This window comes from Bacillus cereus group sp. RP43, assembly GCF_040459645.1.
GTDB classification, from domain to species: domain Bacteria; phylum Bacillota; class Bacilli; order Bacillales; family Bacillaceae_G; genus Bacillus_A; species Bacillus_A mycoides_C.
The window spans coordinates 3,927,428-3,940,593 of sequence record NZ_JARVHQ010000001.1; the positions used below are offsets into that span (position 1 = coordinate 3,927,428).

Sequence of the window (13,166 nt, forward strand, 5' to 3'; positions counted from 1 at the left end):
ATTTTATCTTTGTTTCATCTACAAAATATTTGATAATTCAATATATAAAATACAAAATTCGATTGTATTATCATATATTCTGTAGCAGCAATTATGACCAATAATTAGGGAGGAATTACATTTGTACAAAGATAAGGCTGACTCACTAGATCAAGAATGGATTGATTTAATACTTGAAGCTCTAGATGCTGGCATTGCCCTGCAAGATATTGAACACTTTTTTCAACGTATGAAGCATACGAGCCAGGCTCAATAGCCTCGTTCTTTTTAACGAAGTTTATGTTATAATAATCACATCATAAGACGACTACATATTGATAGAAAGGTGCGCAAATATGATAGGAGAACGTATAAAACGCCTTCGTTTACAAAAAGGCATTTCATTAACAGAACTCGCCGAAAAAGCTGGTGTCGCTAAATCTTACATTAGTTCTATAGAACGAAATTTACAAAAAAACCCTTCTATTCAGTTTCTTGAAAAAATTGCAGCTGTTCTACAAATTCCAGTTGATACTTTACTTCACGATGAAACAACAACGGAAAGTCATCTAGACTCCGAATGGACCCAACTTGTTAAAGATGCGATGAGCTCTGGTGTCTCAAAAGAACAGTTTCGTGAATTTCTCGAATTTACACAATGGAAGAAAAATCAACAATAATACATATAAAAGAGTGCTTAAAACGGGCACTTCTTTTTTTTCTTTATAAAAAAAAGCGGGGAATCCCCGCTTTTTTTATTTATTATTTTTCTTCGCCATCTGTTTGGTTAGCATTGAATGTCCATTCTAAGTTCAATGAATCGCCTTGGAATTTGTTTTGATCTTTACCATCATCTTCGAATACAAATTGTACCCATAGATAGTCTTCTGTTCCAGCTTCTAATCCACCTTTTTCTCCCCACTCAGGAGCAAAGATATCTTTAGCTACAAGATCAGGATCAGCATTTTGTAAATCTGCTAAAGTTGTTTCATATACAGGCTCACTTTGCTTATCCCAGTTCCAAAGGAATTTCACTTTAATGTGCTTACCAAAATCTTCACCAGCATTATCGTTTTTTGCATCTGTAATACTATACTTTGTCGCTAATTTAACGTCTTTAATTGCTAAAGTACCGCTGTTCTTTAATAAGAACTCTTTCTTAACAGAATCCCCTGGTTTTAAATCTTTAATATCTACAAGCGTTTTAGGGTTTAATGTAAGATCTAACGTCCCAGCTGCAAATGTATTATTTGACACTTCTTTATCACTAAAGAATGCAAATGTTCCTCCACCAATTAAAGATAACCCCAATGCTGCTGATGCAACTCCCATACCTAATTTCTTTTTCAGACTCACAATCAATTCCCCCTAGCTGTTTTTTGTATTTTCATCTCTTATTTCAAAATAAGAGGTGTAACTAAAACTATATTAGCTTAGCTAATATTTGTTCTTTTTTTAAAACCTTAAGTTCATTATAACGAACAAAACTATATAAGTACAATATATTTTTTGATTATTTTTATTTCTCAACATTTTTCCCTTTTTTTCAGAAAAGTATTGAGAAATACAGTGAAACTTTAATCAGTGTTTTTCTGTCCATCACCACTGATTATTAACCTTCACCAAATGGTGGGGTGCCAACTAACTTCCTCACATTCGTTAAATTTTTAGGTGAAGACCTTATACCCACGAATAGTGAAATAAGAATAACAAAGCAAATAGGTGAGTCGTAGGACTCACCTATTTGTCTTATAATTGTATTTATTCCTTCCGAAATGCTGCTGTATTTTACTTACTATTCCTATTTCTTCTATTCTTCATGTTTCTTACTTTCTTCTTGCTTTTTTGCTTCTTCCTGTTTCTTACTCTCTTCTAGCTTTTTTGCTTCTTCTTGTTTCTTACTCTCTTCTTGCTTTTTTGCTTCTTCTTGTTTCTTACTCTCTTCTTGCTTTTTCGCCTCTTCTTGCTTCTTACTCTCTTCTAGCTTTTTCGCTTCTTCTTGTTTCTTACTCTCTTCTAACTTTTTCGCCTCTTCTTGTTTCTTGCTCTCTTCTAATTTCTTTTGCTTCTCATCCTCACTCACTTGCTTTGCTGTTTCATCCACTAATAATTTCTCAAAAGCTTGAATTTGTTTATCAATCACCTGTAATTTAACCTCTTTATCAACATACTCACAGTTTTCTTTAACTATATGAAAACCAGCATTCACATACGAGAATACTTGCTTATTAGATTCACTTTCATTTTCCTTTAACTCTTCTTTCGCTTTGTTATAAGGATTTTCTATTGATTCATATACTTTTTGTAACAATTCTCTCTCAGCAGCTATTTTCTCACGCCCTTGCTTCCATGTAACAAGCGCCTGCTCTAACTCTTGAGTAGAAGTAAAAGTTAATTTCGATTTCATCTCTTCATACTCATGCAAAATAACTTCCTTATGTTGCTTAGCCTGCTTTGTTAACTGATCAACTGTTTTTGGAAAAATACTTGCTGTAGAAATAGTAGCCTGCACTTTCGTCTCATGAATGAAAGCTGCCTCTGTATAAGTCATCATCTGAGAACCTAAATAAAAAGTAATAGAGCACAAACATGGCAATATAAGCATCTTTTTGAATTTGCGAGGTGTCTTCAGCATTTTAATCTCTCCTATCGAACAACTTGTTCTTTATCAAGAACTATAACTTTATTATAATAAAGTGAATTACAAAATGATATAAAAATTATGTTTCTTTTTACATTTCTCTTTTAACACAAAAAGAGACTACCACTTTTGATAGTCTCTTTTTGTTGTCATTATTATTTCGTTTCACCATCGCCTTGCTGTGCATCAAACGTCCAAGTTAATTGTAACTTATCGCCTTGGAATTCATTTTGATCTTTTTTATTATCAACAAATTCAAATTTCACTTTGAATTTATCAGATTTACCTGCAGAAATACCTTTTTCATCCCAGAACCAAGCAGCTAAATCATTATTTACTGCTGTAAGTGTATCGCCCTTCAATTTATCTAATGTAGTTTCTTTCACAATCGTCTCATGCTTATCTACATTTTTTAAGAATGTTACTTTAATATGTTGACCAAAATCTTCTTTATTATCTTTCTTCGTATCTTCTACACTATAGTCTGTTTTTAATAGAACCTTTTTAATATCTAAAGAGCCTTTATTTTCTAGTTTAAATTCTTTTTCAATTGTATCACCAGGTTTTAAATTCGATACATTAACAACTGTTGATGGATTTAATGATAAATCAAGCGTACCAGCCGCAAATGTATTATTTGACACTTCTTTATCGCTAAAGAATGCAAATGTTCCTCCACCAACTAATGCTGCGCCTAGTACTGCTGATGCGATACCCATCCCTAATTTTTTCTTTAAAGTCATGTCCAAATCCCCCATAATATATATATTTGTTAATTTCCTAGTAGGAAATTATAACTAAGATAACTAGACGGATTGTTCTACTTTTTTATCTTTCTTTTCTCCGTCGATACTACGAATAGCGCCAAAAATAGAAATCGCGGAATATCCAAGTAAAAAGACTCCTGGAATAATAAGAAGTAATGCTGCTCCCGCTTTTGAACTCGCATAATTCAGTCCATAACCAACGTATGGAACTGTAATATCTGCATACTTTCCGATTACATTTTCTGCAAGTACTGGTGCTAAATCTGGTCCGTTGTTGTTATCCCCTTTTGTTTCATACATTACTTTTCCATTTGTATCTTTCACACCGATAATACGGTGAGTGACAATTTTGTCATCTTTCTCTTTAAACGTAATAACATCACCTTTTTTATATTTAGAACCATCTTTCGTTGGCTCTATCGCAATGATTGACCCTGTTAAAAATGTTGGTTCCATCGATCCTGAAAGAACGCTCTTAAATTGATATCCCATCACTGTTGGATCCCCGCCACTCGCTTTTGAAGAAATAACTACAAAAGCTAAACAAACCATTACCGCAAATAAAACAAATGAGATAACGTTGCTAATCACCTTCCAAATTAATTTCATCGTCTCTCTCCCTCTCCATTGTTTTATATTATTTGAAGTATGAAATATCCACTTTAGTTCTTTAACAAGAACACAACTAAATGATATAACGAACGATAGAGGAATGCAATAAGAAAATTTACAATTATTAGTTATTTGTAATGGGTATATGAACACAAAAAAGACCGTGACAAAATCTCATCACAGTCTCCTTACTAGCCATTTATTTTTCTTCTGATTTCATTCCCTTGTTATTTCGGCGCAGCACTACATATAAAATCGCTCCAAATAATACAATCGCACCTATTCCAACACTTATCACTTTCACATTGGATTCCTTTACTTCAGGTGCAACTGTATCTTTTTTAGGCATCGCAAACGTAACATCTTCTTTTGAAAGAACATTTATAGTCGCAATCGTTTGATTATTTTTTATAATATCTACCGCACCAACTACTTCACCGCGATGAATTCCTTTTTGGTACAAAGCTTCTTTATCCACTGAATTAACCCGAAAAGCCGTTTTTACATTTTTTCCCTCATCTTTCTTTAGCATAAGCTCGGCACTTTTTTCTAATTCAGAATCAACATCTTTATTTAAATACGTTGTCTTTTGGTGCCAACTATGTTTATCGAGTACCATTTGCTTCGTAAATTGCCCAAAAGAATATTCCGCCATCTGCTTCAAATCTTCATAAATTTCAGGTCTTTGAGAAGCCATTACTACATTTATAATACGATTCCCATCCTTCTCATTTAATAAAACGAGCGTATTGCGCGCTTCATTCGTAAATCCAGTCTTACCACCAACGCTATATGGATTTTCAAAATAAGTAGACTTATTAAAAATAGACACTGTTTGCGTAGATGTCGTAACCGTCGTTCTTTTCGTATTCATCGCTTGTAAAATTTCAGGATACTTTTGCACACCTCTCGTAATCATGGCCATATCATATGGCGTCGTATAATGATTGGGATCATGCAATCCATTCGGCGTTACAAAATGGCTATCTTTAGCCCCTAATTGCTTCGCCTTTTCATTCATCATATTAGCGAAATTTTCAACATTTCCTCCAATACGCTCCGCAATCGCATACGACACATCATTCGCACTCAGCACCATTAAAATCATAAGTGCGGTATTTCTATTAATAGTCTCACCAGGTTGAAACTCAATTTGATAATTACTCTTCTCTTGATCTAATGCTAATTGTGAAAACGTGAATTGATCCTCTGGCTTCGTATGCTCCATCAGTAAAATCGCCGTTAACACTTTCGTCATACTAGCAGGAAACGCACGATGATGTGCATTTTTGTCGTACAACACATCTCCGGTTTTCGCATCAATCGTAGTCGCAAACTGACTAAAAACATTCGGCCCTTCCGCAGGTGGCGGTGCCGCTTGCTCCGGATTTACTCCAATATTTGTCTCAGCATATAACGTCATAGGCGTCAAAAAAAATAAACAAATAACCATAACAAAAACCGAAATTTTCTTAAAATTTACCATATGACTCTCCCTTTTCACTTTACTTTCGCATTCTATACAATAACTCTACCAATCTATATGTAATTTGTATTAAATTGGAAGAATATTCACTATTTTTTACTATATCACACTTCTACGATAAGGAACATAAATATACAACAAAAAATAAGAAGGAATTACTCTTTCTTATCCTTCTCATCAATCAACGAATCTATTAACTTTTGCCCAGCTTCCTCGGCTGTAATCTCATCCGTCATACCCATAAACGACCAACCTTTAGAATCGACCCACTCAACAAACTCTTGCAAAAACTCATCATGCGTCACATCCACATCAAGAATCGAACCATCAATTGAAATCGTTCTATTTTTAGATACACGTATCTTGAACGTTTTTCTTACCATTACAATTATTCTCCCTCTACTCCTGAATATTTATAAATATCTTGTACTTCTTTTATACATGATTTCTTGAAAATTGTAAAAAGGATATATTGGCCAATTCGAATACTGGAAACGAAAATCTCTTATTATATAACATTCATTTGGTCATAAATTACCGAATACATCCATATAAAAAAACAAACCAACTTACATTCTATCACACCAAACACACTTGACTTTAGTACAATTAAGTGGAATATATTAGAAAACACCTTAAAATGAGGAGGAACTCCATGGCGCGTTGTACGTATTGTAAAACGAAGTGGAAAGTAAAAGATATATGGTCAATACTCATGACATTTGAAAAAGATTGTCCGTATTGCTTCGGACGGCAATATCTATCAAAGAAAACATTGAGCGCTATGCCAGAATTTATAAGCTTACCTTTACACTTCTTATTCCCTTTTCTTGTTGATTTAAGTGATAAAAGTCCTTTGGATTGGTATCGGAAATTATAATATAACCGGTTTATTCAAAATCCACTTTCAATTCAATGATCTTCTTATATATGCCTTAATACACTACTAGCGTGATTCCAAATACTTTACCTTTAAAAGATTGCTATAAAAATATTGTAAAATTTCAGTTAATTATATATAATTGCTTTAGCATAATGATTAAAGATGCTGTTACATAAGCATTTATTGAAGATCCCGTAGCTCAGCAGGGAGAGCGCCACCTTGACAGGGTGGAGGTCGTGAGTTCGAACCTCTCCGGGGTCATAAAAAAGAGATACCACATCAACCTATTAGGTGATATGGTATCTCTTTTTATCCAAGTCACTTCTTATAAAAACTAAAAATCTTTCCAGTTAATCACTTCCCGCCAAACATCTTCTCCAAAGACTTCGCATTAGCAAATAACAATTCTTGTAGGTTGTCATCAGCAACGATTTTGTAGTCTCCATCTTTGTCTTTCTTTAAGTTCAATGTAACTTCGCGAGTTGCCATTATTGCGTCTTTATCTGATAAGTGTTTGATGATCGCTGATGTCATCGTTTTTTCTATTGCCTTTTCAGATTGCTCTTTGTCTTCACTAAAGGCACTAGCAAAAGCCATTGGCATAACTTCTCCCATTGCTTTTGTTACGGCAACGGATAGATCAACAGATGTAACTTTTACTTTAACTTCTGCTTTGTCATCCTTTTTTGATACTTCTTCTAGCTTTTCAAATTTAAAGCTTTTCGTAATTGCGCTCAGCATTGCTTTTCCGTCTGCATCATCTGTTTTTTCATTTAGTTTACTAAACTCTTTGTCACTTTCAACAAATGTGCGAGCTTTTTCTAAATCACCTTTTTGTATCGCTGTTAAAAATTCTTCAGTAGTATCTTTCGGATTTGCGCATCCCGCTAAAACACCAACTGTTAATCCTACTACCATCATTAACAGCAATAATTTCTTTATCTTTTTCACGTTCATTCTCCTCTTATCTTTTCTAGTAAGTCATCACTATACAATAGTATGAAACTGACATTACAAACATTTTTTAGTATAGCATTTATATGATTTGTTTTCTATTCTTTCCCAAAAGACAAAGAGCCTTGTAGCATTTCTACAAGGCTCTTCTATCAATCCGTATCCGTAGCACAAAGTAACCACATTTTATGCTCCTTACTATCTAACACCATCCAAGTAGCATCCCATGCAATATCATAGAACCAATCTGTCCACGGACAATCACTTTCAAACACTCTAATATCTTCATATCGATCTTGGAACATGTATTGACATACATTAATCGCTAATTGCTTTGCGATAACTGGTCGCTCTCGAAATTCCTCATATGCTCCACCCCACAAAATGTGAGCGGCGATGCTACCATCAAGCATGACTGCCTGATGTTCTTTAAAATAAAATTTATATTTTTCTGATGTATGTATTTTTAACCCTTCTAAGTTATTAATTATATCTAAAGAGTTGAAGATTCTTCTGAAAAAGTGCTCGTGTCCATCTTCTCCATGCGGTATTTCTTTGAAAAAATTTTCGTTATGTACTTTAAAACAGCTTATAATCGCTCCGCCATGTAGGTTTTGTTCTTTGAATGTATGTATAAGTTGCTCAATAGATGAGTCATTCGTTTCTATTTTTTCAAAAGTTCCTGCTTTCCATCTCATAACGCTCACTACTCTCTATTTTAAATTTGTTTCTTCATTATTATAGTACTTGCTTTAACATCAGCATTGCTATTCTATATTCATCACTATAAGGTTCCGTTATGATTAAAGGCGAATGAACATTTTTTTCTTCTTCAATCATTGTGAATACTTCAGTTTTTTCTTGTAATATGTTGGATTCACTATCTTTAGTAGGTTGTTTGCTTGTTTCAATTTTCTTTGTCACTTCGCCAAGCTTTTGCCCAACTGCTTCTATTTTAATAGGTTCATCCGTAACGTAATATTCCTGATTCTCCCATACTAACATAGGTGGCACTTGTTCTCGTTTGTTACATATTATATAAGTAATACTAGCTATAAGTAGTAGACCTATTACTATAAAGAAAATAGCTTTTTTATTCAGATACTATTCTTCTTATCTATCATTTCATTGGATTGTATAATATAAGCTATAGATAGCAAATGGATTTTATGGTAATTTTTAGTTTTATTTTCAAAAAGAAAAACCTTACAACAGTAAGGTTCCGTTTTTAAATTCTATAATGTTTTATTAATTAAAACGACCATTACGATAATCGCTATAAACATAACAACTAAACAGCCGATCATTTTATAAAATCCTCGTTTCGTTAACGTTCCGCCCTGAACGTCTTTACGAATAAATAAGAATACCGCTAAAAATAATACAAGCCCCATGCCAAAAGCATACATCATTTGCATATATTAATCTTCCTTTCTCTCTTCCATCTTAATATCTTTTCGATAAAACAACAAACGATATAAAAACTGTACTCATCGTAAGTGCCATAAGTATATTCAATAATTCAGTAGCAGATAGTGTAATTACTTTTAAATTTAAACCGATAGAGAAAAGAAGGTAATACGCTGTTAATGCAAAAAATGTCACAAACATTCCTTTGTAACGAATGAGTTTCATTCGCTCATCTTTTTCTTTAAATTGCGGGTGCAAGTAGCTTAGGCAGAAACACATAATCATCATTGCAAGCACGGTATAAGTTGGAATTGGCGGTGCTGAATGGGTCATTATACCTGCTAGTATCATAAATCCACTCATAATTAAAAAGATAATTCCCATAATGAAAAAGTACTTTTGTGAATAATTCATCCTTTCTCCTCCTCTTCTTTTCCTTCATAAATGAATACATGTTCTATCGTTGTCTGAAATGTTTTCGCTATTTCAAATGCTAATGGAAGTGATGGATCATATTTCCCTTTTTCAATTGAGATAATGGTTTGTCTGGAAACCCCAAGTTTCTCAGCCAATTTTTCTTGAGATAGTCCAAATTTTTTTCGGTATTCGACCATTTTATTTTCCAAGGAAATTTCTCCCTCCTTCCTTATATCGAGTATATATGTAAAGGAAACTTCACGTCAAGGTTCCTTTACATCCATTCATATTATTTTGCATTCTATTTATATAGAAGAAACTTTTTCAAATTCAGCACGTCTATTTTGTAATGAAACATGGAACAATGTATATAGCCGTTACTATATCTCCTCTCCGTTTTTATGAAAATTTAATATCTCCATATTTGTTTTATCCTTTTAAAATATTTCATTCTTCTCCTTATTGGGTGAAATACGCTATTGTTTTTACGTTGTTTTTCGCCATATTTATAGAAACTAACGGTTTATGAAGCATTTTTTATGTATAACCACTTTTTTTGTAGAAATCCTTCATTTTCCTTTCAATATTTAACACTATCGATATAAAGTTTATGGTAAATTCATAATTTTTTATTTTTTATACTATATTCCGTTATATTGTTGTATAATATCAATGAAAGCGCTTATTATTTCAATATACATAATTCGAACTAAACTTTATCGAAACATTCTAATAGTTATACTTATATTTAAATGCAACAATTATAGTTATTAATGTAGGTATACCAAATATATCCACCCCATTTTTCTGTAAAATTACTTTATAACATGAAAGATTAACTTGGGTGATAAGTTATTGTGAATGTTTTTTTACAAAACAGATAAGTAATAGTGTTTGGTATTATGTAAATTATTGTAATAACATAAGAGTAAAGAAAACCATTTACATTAATTATTAATTCATCAATTATTGAAAAAGAGCAAAATGCACCTTTTGTATAGGAAAAGGATTATATGCATTGGGAGGTTTAAACAAATGACGAGGAAGAATACAACGACAAACCCTTGGGCCAAGTTCCATGGTCCGAACCTTGGTTATGTTATTGAACAGTATGATCTTTACGTAACTGGAGCAGGTTCTGTTGATCCGGAATTACAAGAGCTTTTTGAAATTTTTGGAGCTCCTTCGTTTCAAGATGATGTCGTAACAGGGGACAACACAGCAACACATTTTTCTCCTCAAAACACAGGGAACATTGAAAAGATTCTTAAAGTCGTTCAACTTGTTGAACAGATTCGTTCTTTCGGGCATACGTTGGCTCACATCAATCCGATGGAAGATGCTGCAAATGGGCAATCTCTTATCGAGAAAACAATGAACGAACTGAGCGATGCTGATTTGAAAGCGATTCCAGCTAAAACAGTATGGCAAGATGCACCAGAGGGTATTCACACTGCACTTGATGTAATTCATAGATTAAAAGACGTTTATACAAAATCTTTAGCTTATGAATTCTCACATATACAAGATAGTGAAGAACGCGCGTGGTTGCATCAAATGGTGGAATCAAATTCATTGCGTCAACCATTATCAAATAAAAAACGAACTGCTCTTTTAAAACGTTTAACTGCTGTTGAAGGTTTCGAGCAATTCTTGCATAAAACATTCGTTGGTCAAAAACGTTTCTCAATAGAGGGCGTTGATATGCTTGTACCTGTACTAGATGAAATTGTTTCAGAAGGTGCTAAAGGCGGCGTTGAAGATGTCATGATTGGTATGGCTCACCGTGGTCGTCTAAGCGTACTCGCTCACGTACTAGAAAAGCCATATAGTCACATGTTTGCTGAGTTCAAACATGCAAAAATAGAAGGTGTAAAGGCAAATGCTGGCTGGACTGGCGACGTGAAATACCATTTAGGTAGAGAACAAGTCGTTGGTAATGAAGAAGTTAGCACTCGTGTTACATTAGCAAATAACCCGAGTCATCTTGAGTTCGTTAACCCTGTTGTTGAAGGTTTCGCACGTGCAGCTCAAGAGAATCGTAAAAAATCTGGTCTTCCAGAACAAGATACTACAAAATCATTCGTAATTTTAGTTCATGGTGATGCTGCATTCCCTGGTCAAGGTGTTGTGTCTGAAACATTGAACTTAAGTAGATTGAATGCATACCAAACTGGCGGAACTATTCATGTTATCGCAAATAATGCAGTCGGCTTTACGACCGATAGCTATGATTCTCGTTCTACTAAATATTCAAGTGACCTTGCAAAAGGTTTCGATATTCCGATTGTTCACGTAAACGCTGATGATCCGGAAGCTTGTCTTGCTGCTGCAAACCTTGCGATCCAATATCGTACGCTGTTCAAAAAGGACTTCTTAATCGATTTAATCGGTTACCGCCGATATGGTCATAACGAAATGGATGATCCAGCAGTTACGCAACCACAAGTGTACAAAAAAATTAAAAATCACCCAACTGTAAGAGCAATTTATGCAGATCAATTACAATCTGCTGGCGTTCTGAATGCAGATGAGGTTGAAACAATTACTCAGTTTATACAAGAGGAATTAAAGGCTGAATATGCACAAGTGCCACCAGCTGATACGAGTGCTGCAACAATTCACGTTAAAGTTCCAGAGGTTGTTGCAAAAGGAATTCAACCGATTGACACTGGTGTTTCAATTGACTCACTTCGTGCAATTAATGAAGGACTATTATCTTGGCCTGAAGGCTTTAACGTATATCCAAAAGTGAAGAAAATTCTTGAGCGCCGTAAAGATGCTCTTGAAGAGAACGGTAAAATTGAATGGGCACTTGCTGAATCGTTAGCATTCGCTTCTATTTTGCAAGAAGGTACGCCAATTCGTTTAACTGGTCAAGATTCACAGCGTGGTACATTCGCGCATCGTCATATCGTATTACACGATACTGATACAAACGAAACATATTCACCATTACACCGTTTACCGAACATTAACGCATCATTCTCTGTTCATAACAGTCCGTTATCAGAAGCTGCTGTTGTTGGTTACGAATATGGTTATAACGTATTTGCTCCAGAAACTCTTGTGATGTGGGAAGCTCAATACGGTGACTTCTCAAATACTGCGCAAGCATTATTTGATCAATATGTTTCAGCAGGAAGAGCGAAATGGGGTCAAAAATCAGGTCTAGTTCTTCTATTACCACACGGTTATGAAGGTCAAGGACCGGAGCATTCTAGTGCACGTCCAGAGCGTTTCTTACAATTAGCTGCGGAGAACAACTGGACAGTTGCAAACTTAACAAGCGCGGCACAATACTTCCATATCTTGCGCCGTCAAGCATCTATCTTAGGAACAGAGGCTGTTCGACCATTAGTAATTATGACGCCGAAAAGCTTATTACGTCACCCACTTACACTTTCTACAGGTAGTGAGTTAAGTGAAGGACGTTTCCAACCTGCTTTAGAACAAGGAAACCTTGGTGCGAAACCAAACAAAGTAAAACGTCTTGTTTTAAGTACAGGTAAAATGGCAATTGACTTAGCAGCAGAAATCGAAAGTGGTAAGCATGAGTACAGCCTAGATGAAGTTCATATGGTTCGTATCGAGCAGTTGTACCCATTCCCTGCTGAAAAAGTTCAATCTATTATTAAACGCTTTAAAAACTTAGAAGAAATCATTTGGGTTCAAGAAGAACCTCGTAATATGGGCGCATGGCATTACATGGCTCCAATTCTGTTCGAACTAGCTGGGGATAAAGTGAAAACAGGTTACATTGGACGCCCGGATCGTTCTAGCCCATCTGGTGGCGATCCATTCGCTCACAAAGCTGAGCAAGAATTAATCGTTGCACACGCTTTAGATGTGAAGTACAACTTCCGCCAAGATAAACAAGAAATTGAAGTTTTCAGCAACTGAAAGTAACAATGAGTTTTTCAGGCTCAGCTGTGGCAGATAGTCTGCCACAGCCGGGCTAACAAATGGAGATTACCGAAGATTAAAGAAGACAAAACACACCGTTAGGCAAATAAG

General features: G+C 34.7%; 16 protein-coding genes and 1 tRNA gene. 5 read left to right on the forward strand and 12 right to left on the reverse strand.

Annotated features, from left to right (window positions below):
* Window positions 1-121: 121 nt before the first annotated feature.
* Both QCI75_RS20485 and QCI75_RS20490 read left to right on the forward strand, forming a co-directional pair.
* Entirely contained in the window at window positions 122-256 is a 135-nt protein-coding gene (locus QCI75_RS20485) for an anti-repressor SinI family protein (protein WP_002011474.1), read from the forward strand.
* A 79-nt stretch (window positions 257-335) separates the two neighbouring features.
* A complete protein-coding gene (locus tag QCI75_RS20490) occupies window positions 336-659 on the forward strand; it encodes a helix-turn-helix domain-containing protein (RefSeq protein ID WP_002011473.1) in 324 nt (107 codons plus the stop codon).
* Between the two features lie 82 nt (window positions 660-741).
* Here QCI75_RS20490 and calY read toward each other — a convergent pair whose 3' ends face one another.
* From calY to QCI75_RS20520, 6 genes are all read right to left on the reverse strand, one after another.
* Window positions 742-1,335 carry a biofilm matrix protein CalY gene (gene calY, locus QCI75_RS20495; RefSeq protein WP_144507627.1) on the reverse strand — a complete coding sequence of 198 codons (594 nt, stop codon included), beginning with the start codon at window positions 1,333-1,335 and terminating at the stop codon, window positions 742-744.
* Window positions 1,336-1,789: 454 nt separating this feature from the next.
* On the reverse strand, window positions 1,790-2,614 hold the full coding sequence (locus QCI75_RS20500; protein ID WP_353761081.1) for a DUF4047 domain-containing protein: 825 nt from the start codon (window positions 2,612-2,614) through the stop codon (window positions 1,790-1,792).
* Between the two features lie 161 nt (window positions 2,615-2,775).
* On the reverse strand, window positions 2,776-3,363 hold the full coding sequence (locus tag QCI75_RS20505; RefSeq protein ID WP_097830129.1) for a CalY family protein: 588 nt from the start codon (window positions 3,361-3,363) through the stop codon (window positions 2,776-2,778).
* Window positions 3,364-3,426: 63 nt separating this feature from the next.
* Window positions 3,427-3,996, reverse strand: coding sequence for a signal peptidase I SipW (gene sipW, locus QCI75_RS20510; RefSeq protein ID WP_144507623.1), 570 nt, complete (start codon window positions 3,994-3,996; stop codon window positions 3,427-3,429).
* Between the two features lie 202 nt (window positions 3,997-4,198).
* A complete protein-coding gene (locus QCI75_RS20515; protein WP_353761082.1) occupies window positions 4,199-5,485 on the reverse strand; it encodes a D-alanyl-D-alanine carboxypeptidase family protein in 1,287 nt (428 codons plus the stop codon).
* A gap of 155 nt (window positions 5,486-5,640) precedes the next feature.
* Complete coding sequence (locus QCI75_RS20520) at window positions 5,641-5,868, reverse strand: hypothetical protein (RefSeq protein ID WP_353761083.1); 228 nt, start codon at window positions 5,866-5,868, stop codon at window positions 5,641-5,643.
* Window positions 5,869-6,140: 272 nt separating this feature from the next.
* Here QCI75_RS20520 and QCI75_RS20525 point away from each other — a divergent pair, with 272 nt between their 5' ends.
* Window positions 6,141-6,365, forward strand: a complete 225-nt coding sequence (locus QCI75_RS20525; protein ID WP_353761084.1) for a hypothetical protein — start codon at window positions 6,141-6,143, stop codon at window positions 6,363-6,365.
* 191 nt (window positions 6,366-6,556) lie between these two features.
* Window positions 6,557-6,629, forward strand: a tRNA-Val gene (locus QCI75_RS20530).
* A 93-nt stretch (window positions 6,630-6,722) separates the two neighbouring features.
* Here the strand turns inward: QCI75_RS20530 and QCI75_RS20535 are convergent.
* The 6 genes from QCI75_RS20535 to QCI75_RS20560 form a co-directional block, all read right to left on the reverse strand.
* The gene (locus QCI75_RS20535) at window positions 6,723-7,319 is read right to left on the reverse strand and encodes a hypothetical protein (RefSeq protein WP_144507617.1); all 597 of its coding nucleotides are present in this window, start codon (window positions 7,317-7,319) and stop codon (window positions 6,723-6,725) included.
* 155 nt (window positions 7,320-7,474) lie between these two features.
* Window positions 7,475-8,020: a hypothetical protein gene (locus QCI75_RS20540; RefSeq protein ID WP_353761085.1), complete on the reverse strand. Its 546-nt coding sequence runs from the start codon at window positions 8,018-8,020 to the stop codon at window positions 7,475-7,477.
* A gap of 40 nt (window positions 8,021-8,060) precedes the next feature.
* The gene (locus QCI75_RS20545) at window positions 8,061-8,423 is read right to left on the reverse strand and encodes a hypothetical protein (RefSeq protein WP_353761560.1); all 363 of its coding nucleotides are present in this window, start codon (window positions 8,421-8,423) and stop codon (window positions 8,061-8,063) included.
* Between the two features lie 134 nt (window positions 8,424-8,557).
* Window positions 8,558-8,740: a DUF3976 domain-containing protein gene (locus QCI75_RS20550; protein ID WP_144508428.1), complete on the reverse strand. Its 183-nt coding sequence runs from the start codon at window positions 8,738-8,740 to the stop codon at window positions 8,558-8,560.
* 28 nt (window positions 8,741-8,768) lie between these two features.
* Window positions 8,769-9,146: a permease gene (locus tag QCI75_RS20555; RefSeq protein WP_144508429.1), complete on the reverse strand. Its 378-nt coding sequence runs from the start codon at window positions 9,144-9,146 to the stop codon at window positions 8,769-8,771.
* The gene (locus QCI75_RS20560; protein ID WP_002011455.1) at window positions 9,143-9,358 is read right to left on the reverse strand and encodes a helix-turn-helix transcriptional regulator; all 216 of its coding nucleotides are present in this window, start codon (window positions 9,356-9,358) and stop codon (window positions 9,143-9,145) included. The genes QCI75_RS20555 and QCI75_RS20560 overlap by 4 nt, the downstream gene beginning before the upstream one ends.
* Window positions 9,359-10,184: 826 nt before the next feature.
* Here QCI75_RS20560 and odhA point away from each other — a divergent pair.
* Window positions 10,185-13,052 (forward strand): 2-oxoglutarate dehydrogenase E1 component, encoded by a 2,868-nt coding sequence (odhA, locus tag QCI75_RS20565; protein ID WP_144508430.1) that lies wholly within the window; start codon window positions 10,185-10,187, stop codon window positions 13,050-13,052.
* The last annotated feature ends 114 nt before the right edge of the window (window positions 13,053-13,166 follow it).